This is a genomic window from Solibacillus kalamii, from assembly GCF_002174535.1.
GTDB classification, from domain to species: domain Bacteria; phylum Bacillota; class Bacilli; order Bacillales_A; family Planococcaceae; genus Solibacillus; species Solibacillus silvestris.
On the sequence record NZ_NHNT01000001.1, the window covers coordinates 475,904 to 498,026 of the forward strand.

A 22,123-nucleotide genomic window follows, 5' to 3' on the forward strand; every position below is an offset into this window, starting at 1 on the left:
ATTTCAAATGATTTATTTACTTTTATTAACGAATACCTAATGCCATTTTTGCATAACGGGACATATTGTCTTTAGACCATGCCGGTTGCCAAACGATGTCAACTTTTACTTCTTTTACTTCCGGTAATTCACTAAGTGCAGTTGTTACTTGGTCAACAATTACCGGAGCAAGCGGACAGCCCATTGATGTTAATGTCATTGTAACAATTGCTAAACCCTCGTCTGTTAAATCCACTTCATATACTAAACCTAAGTTGACAATATCAATGCCTAACTCAGGGTCAATTACGTTTTCCAATGCACCTAACATACTTTCTTTCATATCATGATCAATTGCCATTTTTAAATTTCCCCTTTCGCCTTGGTGTTATTGTTAATCATAGCAGAACGTATGGTTTATGCCAAACATTGCGCCATAAATTGCGTGACTTGCAAAATCCCATTTCTCGATACGGCATGGCCTGCTTTTTGTTCTGCCAAATAAGTAATATGTTCTGCTTTTTTTTCTTTTTCTAGTTGTTCAACATAATCTCGGCTCATATGATAAGGAACGACCGTATCGCGCTCACCATGCCAGAAAATAATCGGTTTGTTTGCCCATAGATCCTCATGCTGCTCCATATCGAATTTTTGCAGCATTTGAAGCAAGCCTGTTTGCTGTTCTTCAGACAATGGGAATGTTACGCCTTTTTGCTTTAATTCCTCTACTTGATGAAGAGCCAGTTTCGTATAACTTGTCGTTCCCATGCAAATACCTGCCGTTTCAATCCAAGGATAGATCGCTAAACATCCTGATGTAACGATTCCGCCCATTGAAGTTCCGGCAATACCAACTTTGCTCCCAGCTAAGTTTTTCAGCTTCAATTCTTCATAAATAGTATGTACTTCTTCCACTGACTTTAATACAATTTTCCAGAAGTTAAAGTTCATCTGGTCTTCCGTCAATTGATTCGAGCGCTCACCATGCAATAATGCATCCGGAAGTATAACGCGTATACCTTGCTGCACAAACTGATAAGCATAATGTAAATTATGTTCCTTTGCGCTTAAAAAACCATGGAGAAAAATCACGACTGGTGTTTGCTCATCCATCGTTTCATCATATACATGCAGTAATGGAATGGACTTCCATTGTTCTTTATTAACTATCAAATTTCTCACCTCTTTGTTTACATTAGCAAAAATTGGTCAATGTTTCAAAACTTTGACGAATACTAAATTTGCACGTTACAATTATACCCAGGCTAAAGGAGGCTTACTCTTATGAACGAACATTTAATTGTATTAGATTTAGACGGCACTTTATTGACGGACGAGAAAAAGATTTCTTTGCTGACAAAGGAAACGTTGTTGAAAGCAAAGGAAGCCGGTCATCAGGTGATGATCGCGACAGGACGTCCGTATCGTGCAAGTCAGCTTTATTATCAGGAGTTGAGTTTAACAACCCCGATTGTCAATTTTAACGGAGCCCTCATCCACCACCCTAAAAATCCGATGTGGAAAGCGATTCATACAACAGTCGATTTAAGCGTAGTCCACGATGTTGTAGAATCTGTTCATAAATATGAATACGACAACTTAATCGCCGAAGTAATGGATGATGTATATCTTCACCGTGAAGATGAAGGTGTGCTTCAGTTGCTGCATATGGGTAACCCCAATATTTTAACAGGCGATCTGAAAAATACATTAAAGGAAGATCCGACAAGTTTACTCATTCAAGCCGACGATGTTAATACACCGATTATCCGCAAGCATTTGCAGGATGTCCACGCTGAGCTGATTGAGCATCGACGTTGGGGGGCGCCTTTCCCAATTATCGAAATTGTCCATAAAGGGTTAAGTAAAGCGGTAGGCATCGACTATATTGCAAAAGAAATGGGCATTCCGCGCGAACGCATCATTGCATTTGGCGATGAGGACAATGACTTGGAGATGATTGATTACGCTGGTGTCGGGGTTGCGATGAGTAACGGGATTGACGATTTGAAAACAATCGCTAATGAAATTACATTATCAAACAATGAAGACGGTATTGCGAAGTTTTTGCAGGACCGCTTGAAACTGTAGCAGCTAGAATATAAATAGCCTGGAAAAGCATGTGGTCTGCTTCTCCAGGCTGTTTTTATTGTGCTGAATTCTCGGCACGGCGTTTTTTCCCGCGCTTCATAATAACAATCATAAATGCTGTGTATAATACAACGACCAAACCAAGTGCCACAATGTAAGAAGTGTTAATACCCCGCGCTTCAATCACCTGGTACACTTCCACCATTTCGCGGTCTAAAATAATCGCATAATTGCCGTCCTTATTTTCACGAATAATTTCACTGTTGAACATGCCGCGAACTTCTTTTCCTTCACCTAGCTCAGCTACCGGAATATGCACACGTTTTGTCTTACTACTATTATTAATGACAACAATCCATGTTTCCTCATCAGATTTGCGTTCGAATACAAGATAGCCGTCTTCATTTTCAAGCCATTTAAATTCCCCGCGACGCAGTGTCTCGGAATCATTTCTTAATGACTGGAGCTTTCCTACATAATCGGCTAATTCCGAATCCGTTTTAAAATTGTAGTACTGGTGCGCTTCAACACCCGCTTCCCCATTCATCGCAATTTCAGATCCATATTGCACTACTGGCACACCTGGAAGTAAGAGTGTGCTCGCGATGGAAATTTTACTCCGTGTCGGCGGATACATACCTTCCTCGGTTGCCGCCAATGTGAAGCGATCCGACCAGATCGTATCCGTCATGGATAAAACCGGTGTCCCTGAAAGCATTTCCTCGATATGAGGATCCAGTACAGTCGTATTTAAATCGACATTTTTAAATGCATATGTGAAGTTTGAAGCAGTATCACTATAAAATTTCGCGTCAAAATTTGCATCACTTTCCGCATTCGCAATTGTATAAGCACCTGCTGCTTTTAACTGCTCGATAAAGCGATTTAAAAATGCAGTATCGGCTTGTTCAATATTCGTCAAACGAACCCCATCTAATTTATATGTATTTACAAATTGTACAGCACTGTTGATCAGCTCATTTTGTACTTCTTCATTCGTTAAGTCCCACTGTATTTTTCCATTATTCTCAGATGCTACAAATCCTTGTTTTTCTGAAAGTTCATGGTTTGGACTTACATTAGAAATAGGGAAATCTACCATTATTTTGATGTCACGTTTTTGATAAGCCTCGACCATTTTTTTAAATTCCTCTGCTGTACCAAATCGGTGGTCAAACATTGTATAGCTCGTTGGCATCGACCCATCATATTTTTCAGTCTCAAATACAGAGCCAATCGAAAGCATCGTATACCCCATATTTGCAACATAATCGATTTTCTTCAGTAAACCATTAAAATCCCCGCCTGCAAACATCGTCGGGTCCTGTGTATTTACTGTATCATCATCATTTTTACCGGTACCATTAAAGAAACGGTCCACTAAAACGTCATATATACTTTCATCTGCAATCGTACGCTCTTCTTCCGCATTTGCAACAGCAGCAACTGACAATGAAGTCGAAAGCAGCACACCCGCAGCCAATGTACGAAACCATTTATTAAATCCCATTCATTTCCCTCTCTTTCATTTACAGTCCAACGTCATTTTACCAAAAAAGGTACAAACGTAGCCAGCTTAAAAAGTTATTTATAGGAAATTCGGCAAATACGTGACAAAAATGTGTATGGATTGTTACATAAGGTTAGAAATTGGTGGCGCGGTGTCTTTTAATAGAAGTTTTCGTGTGGAAAGTGGAACGATTGATTGGGAAAGGAGATTATTTTGGCTATAAAGGAAAGCAGCTCTCCTCATTTGTAGAATGATTCACGGTAATATAGTAAGTTTTAGGGATATTAGAACCTTGCGCATGAAATGTAGAACGATGGGCCGGGAAAGTAGAATGGTTTGTGTCAAATGTAGAAATTTCCGGAGATAATGTAGAACGAATCTCCTTAAATGTAGAACCTCTCAATTCTGCCTTTACTCCATACAAAAAAGCGTGTAAAAAGCCACCTCCACTTTTTACACGCTTCAACCTTTATTAGAAATTTACACCGATACCCATGCTTAAGCCTAAGTATAATGTGATTAATAGAACGATACCGAAAAGTACCCAGAACATGTTGACAGATTTGCCTTTGTTTTTGCGTACTAGCACCATTTCCATAAAGCCGATTACTAAAATACCAAATAAAACTTTCATATCATAGTTCATGCCGCTTTCAGTAATCTTGTCGCGCCATTCCAGGAATAAAGACAACCCTGTTACGATTACTAAAATATACATTACACGTAAGATCATGTGTACTGCTTTCATCTTTTTGCCGGATAATGCAGCGATAAAGAATAATATTAATGCTATTACCCAAGTCGTGATGTGCATATGTGTCGTACTAGTTAAGAAATCCACGAATTTTCCACCTCTTCTATTTATTCTCTACAGGCAATATCCTACCATGTAAAGCTATATAAATTCAATTGAATCTGCCAAGTGTTCTATGAGTTGTCATAAAAAAACGAAACTTTTCCGCAAAAAAGCAGTAGATTTTCCTTATACCAGAAAATCTACTGCCTATTAATAGCGAATCTAGCAATCTGCAGCTATGAATATCCTAATTTAATTAAGCAAATCGGTTTGCTAAAGTCCCGATTCCTTCAATTGCAATTTTCACTTCATCGCCTGCTTTTAAAAATTGCGGCGGGTTCATCCCTTTTCCGACTCCGGCCGGCGTACCTGTTAAAATAACATCGCCCGGTTCTAATGTGATATATTTAGAAACTGTCTCAATAATTTCCGAAACGGAAAACAGCATTTCTTTTGTCGAACCGTTTTGACGTACTTCACCATTTACTTTCGTCACAATTGATAATGCATGCGGATCAGGAATTTCATCTTTTGTTACTAAATACGGCCCCATTGGACAGCTGCCTTCCAAGCTTTTCCCTAAGAAAAACTGCTTATGCTTCTCCTGTGCATCGCGGGCTGTAAGATCATTGGCGATTGTATAACCGAACACATAATCAAATGCCATTGCTTTTGGAACATTTTTTCCGCGCTTGCCGATTACAACAGCCAACTCTCCTTCATAATCAAGGTAATCCGTCACATCTGCATGCACAGGTAATGTTGATTCATCCGGGGCAATTGCAGTTGGTGACTTTGTGAAGACAACGATATGTTCCGGTGCCTTTTCTGCACCCATTTCACGGGCATGATCACTGTAATTTTTACCAACACATAAAATATTTTTCGGTGTACGAGGAACTGGCGACAGCCACTCAATATCAGAATAAGCCAGTTTGAACTGAGCACCATCTTCATGATTCTGAGCTGCCTCTACTAATTTACGAACTTGCTCAACAAATTCATAGCCATGTGCAATCCCGTCAATAATTGTTTTCGGAAAGTCTTTTAGTACATTAAGTTGGTTTTGGATTTCAATAACATCCCAAACTGCCTCTTCTTTTTTTACTTTTGGGCCAAACTTTACTTGTTCGTTTACTTTAAATGATAACAATTTCATAACGTGGAGCACTCCTTCTGTTTTTTTACATCATACATTAAAACAAAAACAATTGCCTTACTTTTCTGACAAAAAGGGACTTAATACGTAAAACTAAGCGTTCGGCGCATAAAACTTTTTACAATACCGTATTCTTTGTTCACGCTTTACGGTCTGCCGGTTTGCCGTAAGTAAATCTTTTCAGTAATGCTTCAAGCGGTCCTTGTTTATATTTTGAGAAATAGATTTCCGCAAACAGTACTTGGATAATGAAAATTCCGACGGCCATATAAATCCCCATCTGCACATCTACTTTTCCATATAAACCGAATCCCCAATTGTAGAACAGTACCGTACAAATGACGGATTGCATCAGATAGAGCGTAAGAGACATACGGCCAGCCTTTGCAATTGGCGACAGCATTTTTACAATGACCGGCAATTGTGTCAGCAATGTGATGACTGCCATATAGCCAATCGCCAGCAACGGTCCACCAATGTAAACTTGCAAGTATTCATTGCCGAATGTTTGGTCACCGGCAATCGGCAAGCTCTTCATATAAAGTCCACCGCCCATACCAGCAACAGCCAGAATGATCCAAACAGCGATTTTTTCTTTCGCTTGCTCGATGAGACGCCATTTCGCAAGTGCTGCGCCAAACAGCATATAAGGTAATATCGTAAATAAAGACGAAATCCACATCATGACACCCATCTGAATCGATAAATCATCCAGACGCTGCATAAATGCATCTGTCCAGTTCCCGATACCGTATGCTGTTAAGGCACTTTGAATTGCTTCAATATCGACAGAAAAACTATCCGTTGATGCCGTAAAAAAGCCTGCCGCAACATATAAACTTAAATTAAAACCATGATACAAAGCATTTACCGCAATTGCTACAAGCAGGAGCCATTTTGCCTTTAACCGAATAAGCGCGATTAAAAATATACCGCAAAACGCGTACGTCGCTAAAATATCGCCCCACCAAATAACAACTGCATGAAACATCCCAATGCAAAACAACAAAATGAGACGCTTCGGTGCAAACCGGTAAAAATCGGCGCCCGTCTCCTTTGCTTTAATATATTGCATAGCTAGTCCATACCCGAACAGCATAGAAAATAACGGATAAAAGCTACTTTGTACATAAATATCCAAAAGCTGTTGGAGTATGATATCCTGCACTTCGTTAAACCAGCTGCCTAAATCCGCTATATGCGGCATTGGTAAATAAAAACCGAACATATTCACTAATAGTATGCCGAGCAAACTTACCCCGCGTAATATATCCAGTGTCGCAACACGCTCTTTCGTACCTACTGGGCGAAAATCCACCGTCAAATCCCCCTAATCTATTTTCACTTCTTGTCCAATACTGTATAAATATAAAATGCGTTCACTTATTTGAATACGCTTAATTGATTGGACAGCATGCTGATAATAGTTTAATTGAATTTGGTACGACTTTGTCATTTTTTGTTTAATTTTCTCAAAATCGCCTAATAAATATTGTTCGATATAGTCCGTTTTATAATCAAGAAGCACCCAGTTCCCATGTTCATCTTCAAAAATACAGTCGATGACACCTTGAATAATTTGGGCGTCCCCTTCCTGATCTTTCAAACTAAGTGTAAATGGTTCTTCACGCAGCACTTGTTTCGCTTTTTTAAAACGCCCACCTATTTCTGTTTCGAAAAAGGCGAATACCTTTTCTGCCGAAACCGCATCTGCTTCGATTTGCTGCAGAAGCTGACGTTCTACGAGTGATTGGATATACTGTTTTGTCTCTTCAATCGATGCAAATCCTTGCTGCGGGATATGCTGCATAACGGCATGGACAGCTGTACCGACTTCGGTTGCCGAAAGTTTACGTTCTTTTTTCCCTTTCAGCATAAAGCTTGGTACATCGGTTTTTACATAGCGCTTCGCTTCCATATTGTAAAGCTGCTCTTCTTCCATTTGCTGCAAACTTTCGAGACGCTTTTGCTCCGACACCGACGTTTTCGATTTTTTCGTCACCGCATTTGCGTACGGGTACGGTGTTGTAAAGCGTTTTGTCAGCAGCTCCACCAACTCTTCATTCACTGCCTGTTCAACCACTTCCTGCTCCACCGTTTCCGCTTCATTGGCAAGCAAATAGTCGCGGTTTGGAATAATGCGGACTGTCCACTTTTCTGTTGTTGCCGCGTCATTTGAATAGCCGTAATCGGCAAACAGGAAATCATTATGTCGGGCAACAGCCGGACCGACCCAGCTTAAATAACTGTTCGCTTTTGAACGAATGTATGCAGGAAGCACCGTCTCCTCCAGCTCCTGATAAAATGCCCATTCTTCCTTCTGCTTCTCCCAATCTTTAATCGAGCCGACTAAAATAAGTCGTTCCTTTGCGCGAGTCATCGCAACATATAAAACACGCATTTCCTCCGCCTTCATTTTCGCAAGCTTTTTCTCCTTCACATATAAATGCGGCAAAGAGGTCGAAATGATATTTAAATCCGGATTGACCGATTTAATCGCCAAACCGAAATCCTGATCGAAAATATAGCGGCTGCCTAAGTCTTTTGTATTGAAAGCCCGGCTCATCCCCGCTACAAACACGACCGGATATTCAAGCCCTTTTGATTTGTGGATTGTAAGCAATGTCACGACATCATCAGCTTCACTTGTCGATTTCGCAATCCCTAAATCGTCTCCGCGTGAACTCATGCGGTCGATAAATCGCAGGAAGCGGAATAATCCGCGGAATGACGATTTTTCATAGCTTAATGCACGGTCATGCAGTGCCCGTAAGTTCGCCTGTCGCTGCTTGCCGTTCGCCATCGCGCCGACCATTTCATAATAATTCGTATCTAAATACACTTGCCATACTAAATCAGCTAATGCCCCGTGACGGGAAAACTGCCGCCATTTCTGATGCATTGTGAAGAACTTATCAAGCCTAGCTTCAGTTTCGATTGGCATGTCACCCGCTGCTTCTTCTTTATATTGTTTTAACGCTTCATAAAAAGGTACTTTTCCATTAATTAAACGGATTTTTGCCAGTTCATTTTCCGTTAACCCGATAAACGGAGCACGCAGTACAGACGCGAGCGGTATATCCTGATACGGGTTGTCGATGACTTTTAATGTGTTAATCATAATCATGACTTCTAGCGATTCAAAATAACCGCCGTCCGTTTCGGCATATAGCGGCAGGCCAGCCAATTTGAATTCCTCCGCAAATGTCGTATACCATGTACGTGAACGCATCAATACGACAATATCGCGGTAGCTGACAGGGCGCATCGATTTCGTTTTCGGATTGTATACTTGTCCACCACGATCGACTAAATCACGGATGCGCTGGATAATGTAGCGCGCTTCCTGCTGTGCCGAGCTGATGCTCTCTTCCTCTGAACCATCTTCGCTTCCCGGAATGATTTGCGCTTTTGAATCACCTTCCAGTAAAACTAATTCAATCGGTACTTGCTGTTCATCATAGCTCGCCCCGAACTTCAGTTTTGCCTGTTCATCGTACGCAATTTCACCGACTTCTTCATCCATAATTTGCTCAAACACATAGTTCGTACCTTCCAGCACTTCCGAACGACTACGGAAATTGGCATTCAAGTCAATTTTCATTCCTGTGCCGGACGGGTCTTCTTCAAATCGCTTATATTTATCAAGGAAAAGACGTGGCTCTGCAAGACGAAACGCGTAGATGGACTGCTTTACATCGCCAACCATAAACATATTCCCGTCCTGCTCCCCGCCATTTTTCACAAGCTGTAAAATTGTTTCCTGTAGAAAATTGACGTCCTGATACTCATCGACAAGCACTTCTTTGAAACGCTTCTGGAAATTCAATGCAACATCGGACGGCAGAGGCGGATTTGACGTACTTTCTTCATCCGTCAAAATTTCCAGTGCATAATGCTCTAAATCCGAAAAATCAAGCAGGCCGCGCTCTTGCTTCGCCTTTTTAAACGCTTCACTGTATTCAATCGTCAGTTTTACGAGCGTTTCCAAAATAGGCTTTGTCGCCGCCATTTCCTGTACATACAACTTTGGATGGCGTGCAAAAAATGTTTCCTTTAAATCAGACAGCATTTCTTTTGCCGTATCACGATGATTTTTCGCTACCGCATAATATTGTTTATCTTCCTCGGTATCCTTTTTCGTCAATGGCTTGATCCGTCCGAACTCAACAGCTGGAATCAGCTCATATGCCTGTTCCCATGAACCTTCTTCCATTGCCTTGAGTACATGCATAACCCCTGTATATTCAGCTTCAAACAATGGCTTATTTTTCTCTAACGCTGGTTTAACGGACACAATTTGCAATCCTTTTTCAAGACGAGTGGCAATTTCTCTCAGGCTCCCGATAATAAACGGGCGGACTTCCTGCGCAATGACCAGTTCATCAATTGGACTTTCAGGATCAACATCATATTTTTCCGGCAATGCACGCAGCCACTCATACGGGTTTGGCTGTACGCGCGATACTTTATACATTTCCTGCAGTAACAGCTCAATCGCCTGGTCACTGCGGTCAGACGCAAAGCTGTCGATTAATGTATAAAGCTCCTCTTTCGTGAACAATGCCTCCATATCACCGCGGTATGCCTTTTCAAGCACATCCATCAGCACATCATCCTGTAATAATGAAGCTTCCTCCGTACTTGCCAGACGGAAACCCGGGTCCAGATCAATCGTGTATGCATATTCACGGCAAATCGATAAACAGAATGAATGCAATGTAGAGATTTGTGCTTTGTTCAGTAAACTTAACTGACGGCGAAGAAATTGGTTGTTCGGATTTTGGGCAAGTTCCTTTTCAAGCGCTTCTGCCATACGGTTACGCATTTCCGCAGCCGAGGCATTTGTAAACGTCACGACGAGTAGCTCATCTACATCAATGCGCTTGTCTTCAGGCGCTAACATCTTTTGAATCAGTCGCTCGATCAATACGGCCGTTTTTCCTGAACCGGCCGCTGCCGATACTAATATGTCATGACCGGATGCATAGATGGCTTTCCACTGCACATCTGTCCATTGAACATCATTCGGCTTCGCTGGAATCGTCATCTGCACATACCACCTTTTTAATATTTTCGAATACTTCCTGTTCCGGCTGTTTTTTAATTTCATTATAGCTGTTGCCGGTTTCCGACTGGTCGAACTGGCAAACCGATTTAAAGCTGCAATACGTACAAGCCTTTTGATTCCCTAGGCTGTACGGTTTAATTTCCGTATTTCCGCGGTAAATTTCATTGCCCGCCTGCCGGAATTTATAGTGTACAAATTCCTGCAGGTTTTCCATCTGGTCCTGTTCGATTACTTTTGATGAACGGCTGTTAAATTCCGGATTCTCGCCGCTTTTGAACGCTGCCGGCACAATAATCGATGTTTTACTCGGCTCAAGTGACTTGTCCATCAACTGTGCCACTTCCACATCTTTTACCATATAGCCGCTTAACTTGAACTTCTCCTGACGTAAACTTTCCACACGCTCATACTGCTCATAGTCCTCTGTCGGAATAAGCGGATTATGCACATGGAGATAGAACATCCCTGCTGCCTGGACAATGATATTTTCCAGCTCCGATAAGTCCTGGATGAACTTTCCTTCGCGTGCGATAATCGGGATATTTTTCATCGCTACATCCAAATACGTCAACAGCTGCAGTGAAATCCCGTTATATACTTCTGTAAAATCGAGTTTACGGCCGCTAGATTTATAATCAATGACGCGCAAATACAGGTTTTCCGCATCTTTATATGCATCGATCCGGTCAATTTGTCCGCGTACATACATTTTCCGGTTATGCTCCAAATCAATTTTCAGTGCTTCCAGCGGATTGCGGTCATCCTGTTCCGTATTTTTATCGTCTCGCTTCCCAAATGGCTTTTCATGAGCAATCGCTTTAAACTTCGACAGCTCACTTTGATTAATGAGCGCATAAATCGTACGGGCAACAATTTTCACAAGTTTCGTTTTAATATATTCGAAACGGTGGCTGCTCTTCAGAATACTGTAAGAGAAATAATCCGCCAGTTTTGAAATCGTTTCATCCGCTTTTTTATAGCACGCTACATATGTTGTGAGCGGAATCGATGGCTCTTTCTCGGATAAAATCGTTCGGATTGCCTCATGGAACAGATCGCCCATCGCGAACGTTTCCAGCTTGAATTCAGTACGCTCCTGCAGTTTCAGCCCGTAGGACGCAAAATGCGAATACGGACAGCTGTAAAAGCGTTCGATACGCGACACACTCGCCAAGAAATCTTCGCCATACAATGCTGTCGCTACTTCTTCCGTTAGAGGCTCCGCTTCATTTGTCGTATATAAAGGTTTTTCCACGAAATTCAGTACATCTTTCCAGCGCTGTTCCCGTTCGTAAAAAGCTTTTAATGCTGTCCATTCTTCTGTAAGTGGACGTCGCTCATGCTGCGCCTGCTTCAGCTGGGTCATTAAGAAGCCAATCGCCGGTGATGGGTGCTGTATATAATTGAGCACATTGTCCTTTTGGAACTCATCAAGCGGGTCCATTGCAATTTTTCGATGAGGCAGTGTACGAACCACTTTTTCATCTGGTGTACCGCGGTTTTCCGTCATTTCAAACATGCTGTGAAGGCGGTTAATATAAAGTGATGGCAGTTTGCTTTTACTTTCCTCATCTGCATTTGCATACGTAATATATAGATATTGTGTCGATGAAGAAATTGCCCGGTAAAACAGGAAGCTTTCCTGCAGGAGCCTGCTTTTTATACCTGGTGCAAGTTCCACATCGATTTTTTCAAATGTTTCACGCTCATCATCAGACAGCAGACCTCCCGCTTCCATACGCATCGGGTACACCCCGTCATTGACACCGATTACGAAAATGGCCTTTTTATTATCAAATCGCGCAAACTCGACAGTCGAAACGGTTACTTCATCCAATGTCGGCGGTACACTTGCAAATTCAAGTGTTTCAAAGCCTTCATCCAAAATTTGCGCAACTTCTTCCAACGGCATAACTTTATCGCCGAACATCAGGTCAAACTGCTCCAAAATATGAATCCAGCCATTCCAAGCCTGCTCATGCTCCAATGACTGATGCAGTGAAGCGGACTGCTCTTCCTGCTCCTGCATTTTTAACAGCTTTTTATAAATATCAAGCTGCTCCATAAATTCATACAGTGCAACTACAATTTCACGGCCTGTCTTTTTGCCTTTCAACCGGTTCTGCAATGCCAGTACCGGTTCACGGATTAAGTCTCGTACCGATTTCAAAAGCTGTTCATGCTCCAGCTCGTCTTCTGTCTGAACCGCATTTACTTTTTCCAGTGATTTAAAGCGACGGTAATGCCATACTTCCTCTTTCATCCAACGGTCATGAACAATCCCTTTTGCAATGACGAAGTTTTCCAATATATCCGCTCTGTCTCTCATCGCGACTAAGTTGGCTCCATAAGGGAAGAACAGATCTGTTTTTATACTTCTGAAAATCGGTTCGTATTTCCAGTTTGTTGTAATAATTTCCAGTACAGATCGACTAAATTCGATAAGAGGATGATAAAGCATCGCCCGCTTCTCATTTGAGAAAAACGGAATTTCATACTGTGTAAAGGTCGTTCCGATAATCGCATCATATACATCTGCCTGTCGGTACATAATCCCGATATCTTTATAACGCAGTCCCTTTTCCAGAACAAGCTGTTTAATTTCCTGGGCAATACCTTGCACTTCTGCGCGCGGATTTACGCCTTCCAATATTTTCGTGTGTCCCGTTGATTCGACTGGTCTATCGGTAATTTTGTCGAAGCAATGTTCAATCTGCAGCAAGTCCCGATTAGTCGCACGGTAATTTACTTCTAAATGAACACGCGGCTCCTCTTCAATATCAATTCCTCGTTCGAATCGTAACTTTTGCAGCTCATTCTTTATTTTGTCATACGTCATCGCAGCTCTGTAAAATACCGAGCCTTCCAGTAGATCCATTTGCGGGTCTTCCATTGGGAGGACAATTGTGACACTCTTCGCATAAATAAGCAGCTCTTTTAAAATGGCGAATTCCTGTCCATTAAACGAAACAAACCCGTCCAGATAAATATCGGTATTGCGCAAGCTTTCCATTTTCGGAATACGTTCAATTAGCAGCGGGAAATAGCCATCGCCATCAATGTAATCTGTCCCGATCCGTTCATGCAGCTGCTTTAAAATAATATTCAGGTCATGTAATTTATGAAGCAGTACTTCACTTGCACCGTTTAATCTTAATGACTCGATCAATGGCTCGATAGTTTCCACATCAATATGATATTGGCTGAATTCCTTTAAAACCTGCTCGACTTCTTTCGTAAAACCGGATTTACCTGCCGCGCGTTTAAATAATAGGAACTCCTCCTGATGTTCTTCCAAAATACGTCGTAACAGCATGCGGTACCCTGTGCCGTCAATACGTTCGTGGGCGATACCTCCTTCATTTTGCAGCACAAACCAGGCCAGCCGTTTGAATGTCATAACCTGTGCACGCATCATTCCTTCAATGTCATAGTTCGTCGTCAGCTCATATTCCGTTGTAAACGACATTTGGTCAGGAACTAATATAAAAATTGGATGTCCAAATATATTTGTTTTTAAATCATTGACTATTTCACGGTGTATCAAAGTCGTTTTCCCCGTGCCTGCCCGTCCTGTTATAACTCGTAACGTCACAATTCCCACCTCATTTCTATTTCTTTCTTCTATTATAATATAAGAATGCATGTTCGTGCATTAATTGCCATCATACAAAAAAGCCCTGTCTTTTCACAATTTGTTAAAAGACAAGACTGAAGCTTTTTATTTATGTTTTCGTAATTTTCCAATCTCACGCAAATCTCTTTCCACACGCTTATTTAAAATGTGTTCGATCAATTTTCCGATTCCCCAAATAATTAAAATTATCACAGCTGAAATAATAAGTTTTACAGGAGAGGTTAAAATATCACGTAGATCACTGCCTAAATAGCTAATCAAGAAGATCAAGATCGGTTTTGAAATAAGGAGTGTCAAAAAATAATATTTCTTTTTTATATTGGATAAACCGGCGACCGTATTGACAACGACAACAGGTGTAAATGGCAGGCACAGCAGCACAAACAATGGTGTAAATCCTCTAATATCCACCCAGTTAATCAGTTTTTTCACTTGTTTCTGCTCTTTAATCCGACGGAAAAGACGATACTTCCCAAACATGCGAATCATGAGAAAGAACATGTAGGAGCCTGCGACTGTTCCAAGCCATGACAGTAAAAAACCCCAAAATAACCCGTAAGCTGCAGCATTGGCAATGATGATTACAAACAGCGGCAATACAGGGATAAATGATTCCAGGAACGTTAATAAAATCCCGAAGAACGGACCTAACAGTTTATATTTTTCTACAATTGTTTCAATATTATCGATTGTCATCCATTCTAACATAACTGCTCACCCCTACCAAAAACGATAAAAATTCCTGAAGCTACACAATGTAGTCTAGTACAATTTAATCTTAACATAATTTCTTTATACCCGTTTTCACCAAAAAAAAGAACCTCGTCTTAGCGAGATTCTTTTGAAATTAACTAACAACTAATAACCCGATTTTGTGGTTATCATCTCGATGGACAACATGCTGGGCTAGACGCAATTCGCCTGAATGATCAAGCACTTCCAAGCGACAATGGGCAGCATTAATCTGCAATGCTTTGTACAAATCTTCTTCTGTAAAAACATCTTGTCCATTTACACGTTTAATAATTTCACCTGCAGCAAGTCCCATTTTCTCAGCAGGAGAATCTGGTAAAATGCCGGCAATCATCACACCTTTATCACTGCGTACAACAGCATAACTGTTGCGGTCCTCTGAGCGACTATAATGAATACCGATAATTGTACGGGAAATTGCACCTAATGCTAATGCAGCTGCACCTAGTATCGGCAGGAAATAAGCGGCTAATCCGACGACCAGCACAAATTGTCCTATCATAATAATCGAACGTCCCATTTGCGGATACACATTCATCGGCAGCTTTTGACGCACCATCTGCTGGAATCCGATAATAAACGGGAAAACAATGATCGAAAACTGTTCTGCTCCGATCGTAAATTGTGGCCAATAAGGCGCAAAGTTTTGAATGCCTTCACCTGGAATAATCGTAAAGACAGGTAAAATCCAAAGCTGCTTACTGAAATAGCCTATCCCATTTAATCCACGCTTTGTTTTCTCCACAATCGGTGAAGCAAAACGGGCACCATACCGGCGAATTAAAATCCCTTCCGCCATGAGTAAGAGCCCCGTCATCATCGGAATTGTCATAACAAGATCATTTGTAACATTTCTGCCTGCCAATTCGAGTGTTCCGATTGTATATGACCAATCTTGCCATTGCATCCAAACAATTCCACAAAAAGCAACCGCCATCACAATCGCTGGCGATAATAATTGATACATATAAATGAGTAAACCTAAGAAACTTACAATAAAAACAATTGTCAATAATTCGAGTGATACTGTTAAGCCTATTACAAGACTAAATAAGGAAATAATAACGGACAGCATAAAACCCATCGCAAGCATATTTTTCAGCTCGGACCAGCCACCTAATATCCGTCGGTTAAAATACCTTCGTTCGCGCTTCACTCGGCGATATCCTAAAAAAACTGCGGAAATGATGGCGACATAAAACAAAGGATTTATAAAAAATCGGCCAATCCCTTTTAAAATTTCAATCAAAATTGTTCCATCCATATTCTCACCTACCGTACGAATAATTGTACCAAATCCTTTCCGTAATGCGTAGTCCCATTTGTACCGGAAATGAAATAAAGGCGTTTTCGGGAAAATTGAAAATCTACGGGTGAGTTAAATAAATTGGATATTCTTCATATCGTTTTTATGTTTATCATATAAAAAGCCCGTTTCATTATGAAACGAGCCCTCAATATGTTTTACAATGTCCATCACTCAAACTGATGCATAATATAACTGATCGCCATCTGCAGTTGCATGTCATTTACTTTTGACTGTTTGAATGTTTGCAGTTCTTCTGTTAATTCATGGAAGAATACTTCATCCATATAGCTTCCTTCTGCAATATCATGCTTTTTTCTGAAGCTTTCCACTTCCTGTGCCGTATCCTTATCAAAGAATCCATCTGTCCGGCTGATACTGTAGCCTAATTCACTTAAAATACGTTGGCTGTAGGCAACTTCTTCACTGTATTCTCCCTCTTCAAATCGGCCTTTCAGTATTTTTGTTTCTACACTGTAAAGTGGATGCTGTGTCACTTCGACATCGGGTTCAATCCCTACATCATGGATCCACTTTTTCGAAGGAGTAAGCCATTTATTCGTCGACAATTTTACTTCTCCGCCATTTTGAAGATCCCATGTTTGTTGGACCGTTCCTTTACCGAAGCTCGTCACCCCAATAATGACCGAACGTTTCCAGTCCTGTAGGGCACCGGCAAACACTTCACTTGCTGATGCGCTTCCTTCATTTTGGATAAGTGTTAAAGGTGTGTCACGCAGCCAATTTACATAAGGCTGGAACTGTTCCACTTCCTTTGTTTTCAGTGGCTCTGTTACACCGTCATGATTTTGCATATACGCAAAGATTTTTTCTTTTTGCTCGAACATGCTCATCATTTGGGCAACACTATGTAAATAGCCACCTGGATTGTCCCGCACATCAATGATTAACCCTTCTACTTCCTCCTTCATCACTCCATCAAGAGCCTCTTTCCATTCTTCTGCTGTTTTTTCACCAAATAGATTGATCGTTATATAGCCGAGTTTTCTTCCTTCTACTTCGAGAACTTCAGCTTCTACCGTATCATTTTTCAAACGTTCTCTTTTCACAACCAACTTTAAATGCTGGTCCAGTTCCGGTCGATAAATGACAAGTTCCACGGCTTCCCCTTCTTTACCATACATCAGCTTACGAACTTCCCCCATAGACTTTCCGTCAAGTCTTACTTCATTAATTTGTATAAGCTCATCCAATGGTCGAATGCCCGCTTTTTCTGCAGGTGAAGCTTTAATAGGGGCTACAACGATAATCTTTCCATTCGCATCTGCCAATTCAACACCAATACCGATTCGTTCACTTGCGAGCGTCTGTTTATGTAATGCCGCTTCTTGCTCCGAATAATAAGTACTATAGGGGTCATTTATTGCATTTGCCATCCCTCGCAGTGCACCCTCCACCAATTTTTCAGAGTTGACATCATAAACTGATTCGCTCGTGATTAACTGATGCAGTTCATTGACTACCGCAAAATCTGCCTGTTCCTGCTGTGGCTGCGGCTTCACTTTCATCACACCATAAACAATTACTCCGATACACACCACCGCAACTACTAATACTAATAAAAAAATCCGACTTTTTCGCACGAATTCTCCTCCGTTCCATAAAATTTATGAAGCGAATGAAACTTTCATACTTATAAAGTCGAATTTAAACGTCCTAAAGTGAAGATATTTTAAGGTTCCGGCGGCCGAATCGTCTCAATTCCTGCATTTAATCTAGTTGAATGACATTTTCCCGCAATGCATCCAAATCCAGCGGACCGATTATTTGCTTTTGTATTTTCCCTGATGTATCAATCATATATGTTGTTGGCATCGTCATAATTTCATATTGATAGGCAACAGCTTCAGTTTGTTCCAGTACGATTGGGAAGGTGATGTCATAACTTTTTAGAAACTGCTCTACACGCTCCAGCTTTTCGTTTGCGTACGTCATATTGACACCGACAATTTCCACATTGTCTTCTTCACGGTATTTTTCGTAGTATTTTTGCATATGCGGCATTTCGGCTTCACACGGCGGACACCAGGTTGCCCAGAAATTCAGTACGACACGCTTCCCTCTCAGCTCCGAAAGTGTCAGTGGCTCGCCCTGTAAACTATATAATGTAAAATCCGGTGCAAACTGACCTTTTTCTAGGCCGACTTCTTCATCCAATTCAACTTCTTTTCCTAATGCATGCTCGTTGATTGCAGTACTTTGATCGATTTCAGCTTTTATGTAAGTGCCAAGCATCGTGATGACAAGCACTAAAATAATACCGACTCCAACATTTTTCTTCATCAACTTCACCCCACATTTCTTCCTATTAGTACATTATCATAACTTTTAGATAATTATTCAAACGAAAAAGGCAAAACTTTAATAATTAAAGTTTTGCCTTTTAAATAACTTACAGTGAAATATAGTTTAATGGGTTGACGGCGTTTGAACGACTACCGTTCCATTCACCGACATGGATCTCAAAGTGTACATGAGGTCCTGTTGAGTTACCTGAATTCCCAAGTCTTGCAATTTGCTGACCTTTTGAAACAGATGCGCCAACACTCGTATTAAATCCGCTTAAATGGGCATACGTTGTCGTGAATAATTGTCCTTCAATCGAGTGCGTAACCATTACAACATTCCCGTAACCATTCATCGAACCAACATAGGAAACAACACCATCCGCTGCTGCAACAACCGGTGTTCCGATTGAGTTGGCAATGTCAATTCCTAAGTGATTTTTACTTCCGATTGGTCCAATATCACGCCCACCGAACCCTGATGTAAAACGGCCCGCTGCAGGTCTTGTCCAATGTCCTGAAGAAACAACCGGCAAGTTTCCGGAACTTACAGTACTATTGCTGCTGCTACTGTTTTGTTGTTTCTTTTTAGCAGCCGCAGCTTCCAATGCCTTTTGACGGGCAACTTCCGCTAATCGGCGCTGTTCTTTAAGAAACTTCTCTTCCAGCTCTTTACTTAATTCTACCTTATCATCGTACTCTGCTTTCAGTTCTGTTTTCTCAGATCGTAGTTTAGCTTCTTCTTTTTCAAGCTCTGCTACTAACTGTTTCTTTTCTTTCTTTTGTTGATTTAACGAAGCCATCAAACTTTTCAATTTCGCTTTATTCGCTTCAAGCTCTTCTTTCGTCTTCACAAGCTCCAGCTTTTGAACTTCAAGTTTTTCCTGGTCTTCCTTTTGCTCACGCATAATTTGACGGTCAGCGTCCATAAGTGTGCTTACAGCAGAAAAACGATCGATAAAGTCTACGAAACTATTTGCTCCAAGCAGGACGTCAAGGTAACTAACTGTACCTGATGACTGAATCGCCCGTGCACGCTCACGCAATAGTTCATTACGTTGCTCGATCTTTTCTTTTAATTCTGCAATTTCATCTTCTAAAATAGAAATCTCTTCGTTTGCAATTTCAATATCCAATTCGACAACGGCAATGCTATGATTCGTTTCATTAATTTTTGCACCCAGTTGCTCCAGCTGCGAAATAATTTTTTGCTGTCTGTTTTGATTTGTTTGAATCTCGTTTGTTTTTTGTTCGAGTGATTTATTAATTGATTTCTTTTCTGCTTCGAGTTGACTGCGCTCTTTTTTCAGTTCACTTAATGATGCTGCGGATGCTGCCGGTATTTGAACAAATAGTACTAGCGCAAGTATTGCTGCAATGGTTTTAAATGAACGCGTCGTTAGCTTCTTCAAAAACTTTTCCCCCTAAATGCATGGGTAATAGTGGCTCTTTTTGTCTCTCTTAGATGTAAAAAACGAGCCACTTCCCACTATTTTCGTCATTGTCAATGTTGCCTTTGCAATGTGTGACAGTCGCTGAAAGAAGTTATACTTTTAAAAACTTACGAACTGACATGAAACTTCCCCATATACCGATGAACATCCCGATGAAGATGATTAATCCGTTCACCTGGTACATAAGTGGTGTTACTTCTAACATTTGGAACAATTCCCCTTTTAATCGAGGTGCCAATAAATCATAAATATTGTAATAAGCAATTGTAACGGCTGCGACTGGAATAATAGATCCAATCAAACCAAGCCACATTCCTTCCAATACAAATGGAATGCGGACGAAAGAATTTGTAGCCCCTACAAGCTTCATAATTTCAATTTCATCTTTACGTGCAATAATCGTAATGCGAATGGTATTAGAGATTAAGAACATTGCTGTGAACAGCAGTCCTAAAATTAATACGAGTCCAACATTACGAGCGATTTCTAAAAAGTTAAATAGTTTTTCTACTTTACCCTCGCCATATTTTACTTCAAAAGTATTGTCTAAGCTATCAATCTGCTTAGCGACATCAGCTGTTTTCAAAGGATCGACAGCTTTGACGTACAATACGTTATATAATGGATTGTTCTGTTCGAATAAACTTAATTCATCGCCAAAATCTTTGATTAACTTACTTAATTCTTGTTCTTTTGAAGAATATGTAACTTCCTCGACATCCGGCATATTATGAATCTCGTCAAGAAGCTGCTCTTCTGCCAATTTTGCTTCTTCCGCTTCCGGAATAATATCAATCATGACACGAATTTCAACATCGTTTTCCAAATCGGAAGCGACTTTGTTTAAATTCATCATAATCGCAGCAAATACACCGACCAATAATAATGTAACCGTTACAGCACTGATGGAAGCCAGTGTCATCCAGCTGTTACGGCCTAATGATTTAAAACTTTCACGGAAATGACGGGCAATTGTTCTAGTTTTCATAGCCGTAGTCACCTCCGTACTCATCACGGACGATCATTCCGCCTTCAATTGCAATAACTCTTTTACGTACAGTATTTACGATTTCACGGTTATGTGTTGCCATCAAAATCGTCGTACCTTGGCGATTAATTTCCTCAAAAATATTCATAATTTCCCACGATGTTTCCGGGTCTAAATTTCCTGTAGGCTCGTCCGCAATCATCACTTTCGGACGGTTTACAATCGAGCGGGCAATTGCTACACGCTGCTGTTCTCCACCTGACAGCTCATTCGGCAGCATTCGCACTTTATGCTTTAAGCCCACCAGTTCAAGTACTTCCATTACCCGCTTACGGATGACGCTTGGCTGTTCTTCAATTACTTCCATCGCGAACGCTACATTTTCATACACTGTTAAGCGCGGCAATAATTTAAAGTCCTGGAAGACGACACCAAGATGACGGCGTAAATGAGGTACGCGATTATTTTTTAGCGTTCTCAAATTAATGCCATTAATGATGACATCGCCGGAAGTCGGTTTTTCTTCACGGTACATCAACTTAATAAATGTCGATTTACCTGCTCCACTCGGGCCAACAATATACACAAATTCACCTTTTTTTATATGAACCGTAATCCCGTTTGCGGCGACGACCCCATTAGGATACTTCTTCACTACATTATTCATTTCAATCATTCACGAAACCACCTAAGCTCAATATCTAGAATTTTAAATTTTAGTCTTACCCATTATAGCATTTTCAAGCTCAAATTTTATTACATTTTCTTTTCAATGTAAGCCCCGTCTCGTTTTCAGGCTCCCGGAGCGCCATGACAACATTACAAAATTTCATTTGTTCATAAAATTTCATAGAATTACACTTATTTTTTGGTTTTCGTAATGTAATTGTTAAAATATGAAATGTTCTTAATATAATAAAATACTCTACACTATTTTTAATTATTCGACGATTTCACTGAAAATCCTTCTCATCATTTGGATTATTATGGTATTTGTAGGGAGATTTTTAGAAAAATTCTTTTTCCATGTAGGAATGTGGCAATTTGTGACTTTTTATTGGAGACTTGGCGGA

The 22,123-nt window shown here is 40.7% G+C and carries 16 protein-coding genes; 1 reads left to right on the top strand and 15 read right to left on the bottom strand.

Annotated features, from left to right (window positions below):
• Positions 1–25: 25 nt before the first annotated feature.
• Both CBM15_RS02335 and CBM15_RS02340 read right to left on the bottom strand, forming a co-directional pair.
• Complete coding sequence (locus CBM15_RS02335) at positions 26–334, bottom strand: metal-sulfur cluster assembly factor (RefSeq protein WP_039966323.1); 309 nt, start codon at positions 332–334, stop codon at positions 26–28.
• 62 nt (positions 335–396) lie between these two features.
• Entirely contained in the window at positions 397–1,152 is a 756-nt protein-coding gene (locus tag CBM15_RS02340) for a serine aminopeptidase domain-containing protein (RefSeq protein WP_087615579.1), read from the bottom strand.
• A 111-nt stretch (positions 1,153–1,263) separates the two neighbouring features.
• Between CBM15_RS02340 and CBM15_RS02345 the strand changes: the two genes are divergently transcribed.
• Positions 1,264–2,070, top strand: coding sequence for a Cof-type HAD-IIB family hydrolase (locus CBM15_RS02345; RefSeq protein ID WP_008403583.1), 807 nt, complete (start codon positions 1,264–1,266; stop codon positions 2,068–2,070).
• A 55-nt stretch (positions 2,071–2,125) separates the two neighbouring features.
• On the opposite strand, the gene CBM15_RS02350 is transcribed toward CBM15_RS02345, so the two are convergent.
• The 13 genes from CBM15_RS02350 to ftsE form a co-directional block, all read right to left on the bottom strand.
• Positions 2,126–3,580 (bottom strand): alpha-amylase family glycosyl hydrolase, encoded by a 1,455-nt coding sequence (locus tag CBM15_RS02350; protein ID WP_087615580.1) that lies wholly within the window; start codon positions 3,578–3,580, stop codon positions 2,126–2,128.
• 472 nt (positions 3,581–4,052) lie between these two features.
• A complete protein-coding gene (locus CBM15_RS02355; RefSeq protein WP_008403585.1) occupies positions 4,053–4,421 on the bottom strand; it encodes a YisL family protein in 369 nt (122 codons plus the stop codon).
• Between the two features lie 211 nt (positions 4,422–4,632).
• Positions 4,633–5,535 carry a fumarylacetoacetate hydrolase family protein gene (locus CBM15_RS02360; protein ID WP_087615581.1) on the bottom strand — a complete coding sequence of 301 codons (903 nt, stop codon included), beginning with the start codon at positions 5,533–5,535 and terminating at the stop codon, positions 4,633–4,635.
• Positions 5,536–5,674: 139 nt separating this feature from the next.
• Positions 5,675–6,853, bottom strand: coding sequence for a DUF418 domain-containing protein (locus tag CBM15_RS02365; protein WP_087615582.1), 1,179 nt, complete (start codon positions 6,851–6,853; stop codon positions 5,675–5,677).
• 12 nt (positions 6,854–6,865) lie between these two features.
• Entirely contained in the window at positions 6,866–10,585 is a 3,720-nt protein-coding gene (addA, locus tag CBM15_RS02370) for a helicase-exonuclease AddAB subunit AddA (protein ID WP_087615583.1), read from the bottom strand.
• Positions 10,560–14,201 (bottom strand): helicase-exonuclease AddAB subunit AddB, encoded by a 3,642-nt coding sequence (addB, locus tag CBM15_RS02375; RefSeq protein WP_087615584.1) that lies wholly within the window; start codon positions 14,199–14,201, stop codon positions 10,560–10,562. The genes addA and addB overlap by 26 nt, the downstream gene beginning before the upstream one ends.
• A 126-nt stretch (positions 14,202–14,327) precedes the next feature.
• Positions 14,328–14,951 carry a TVP38/TMEM64 family protein gene (locus CBM15_RS02380; RefSeq protein ID WP_087615585.1) on the bottom strand — a complete coding sequence of 208 codons (624 nt, stop codon included), beginning with the start codon at positions 14,949–14,951 and terminating at the stop codon, positions 14,328–14,330.
• Between the two features lie 139 nt (positions 14,952–15,090).
• Complete coding sequence (locus tag CBM15_RS02385; protein WP_087615586.1) at positions 15,091–16,260, bottom strand: PDZ domain-containing protein; 1,170 nt, start codon at positions 16,258–16,260, stop codon at positions 15,091–15,093.
• A 212-nt stretch (positions 16,261–16,472) separates the two neighbouring features.
• On the bottom strand, positions 16,473–17,906 hold the full coding sequence (locus CBM15_RS02390; protein WP_087615587.1) for a S41 family peptidase: 1,434 nt from the start codon (positions 17,904–17,906) through the stop codon (positions 16,473–16,475).
• Between the two features lie 127 nt (positions 17,907–18,033).
• A complete protein-coding gene (locus tag CBM15_RS02395; protein ID WP_087615588.1) occupies positions 18,034–18,606 on the bottom strand; it encodes a peroxiredoxin family protein in 573 nt (190 codons plus the stop codon).
• A 109-nt stretch (positions 18,607–18,715) separates the two neighbouring features.
• Positions 18,716–20,020, bottom strand: a complete 1,305-nt coding sequence (locus tag CBM15_RS02400; RefSeq protein WP_008403594.1) for a murein hydrolase activator EnvC family protein — start codon at positions 20,018–20,020, stop codon at positions 18,716–18,718.
• A 133-nt stretch (positions 20,021–20,153) separates the two neighbouring features.
• On the bottom strand, positions 20,154–21,050 hold the full coding sequence (gene ftsX / locus CBM15_RS02405; RefSeq protein WP_014824629.1) for a permease-like cell division protein FtsX: 897 nt from the start codon (positions 21,048–21,050) through the stop codon (positions 20,154–20,156).
• The gene (ftsE, locus tag CBM15_RS02410; protein WP_008403596.1) at positions 21,040–21,726 is read right to left on the bottom strand and encodes a cell division ATP-binding protein FtsE; all 687 of its coding nucleotides are present in this window, start codon (positions 21,724–21,726) and stop codon (positions 21,040–21,042) included. The genes ftsX and ftsE overlap by 11 nt, the downstream gene beginning before the upstream one ends.
• Positions 21,727–22,123: the final 397 nt, after the last annotated feature.

Coding starts and splice junctions, on each gene's coding strand:
- CBM15_RS02360 (WP_087615581.1), bottom strand. CDS start 5,535: ATGAAATTGTTATCATTTAAAGTAAACGAACAAGTAAAGTTTGGCCCA.
- CBM15_RS02395 (WP_087615588.1), bottom strand. CDS start 18,606: ATGAAGAAAAATGTTGGAGTCGGTATTATTTTAGTGCTTGTCATCACG.
- CBM15_RS02380 (WP_087615585.1), bottom strand. CDS start 14,951: ATGTTAGAATGGATGACAATCGATAATATTGAAACAATTGTAGAAAAA.
- CBM15_RS02350 (WP_087615580.1), bottom strand. CDS start 3,580: ATGGGATTTAATAAATGGTTTCGTACATTGGCTGCGGGTGTGCTGCTT.
- addA (WP_087615583.1), bottom strand. CDS start 10,585: ATGACGATTCCAGCGAAGCCGAATGATGTTCAATGGACAGATGTGCAG.
- CBM15_RS02385 (WP_087615586.1), bottom strand. CDS start 16,260: ATGGATGGAACAATTTTGATTGAAATTTTAAAAGGGATTGGCCGATTT.
- ftsX (WP_014824629.1), bottom strand. CDS start 21,050: ATGAAAACTAGAACAATTGCCCGTCATTTCCGTGAAAGTTTTAAATCA.
- CBM15_RS02345 (WP_008403583.1), top strand. CDS start 1,264: ATGAACGAACATTTAATTGTATTAGATTTAGACGGCACTTTATTGACG.
- ftsE (WP_008403596.1), bottom strand. CDS start 21,726: ATGATTGAAATGAATAATGTAGTGAAGAAGTATCCTAATGGGGTCGTC.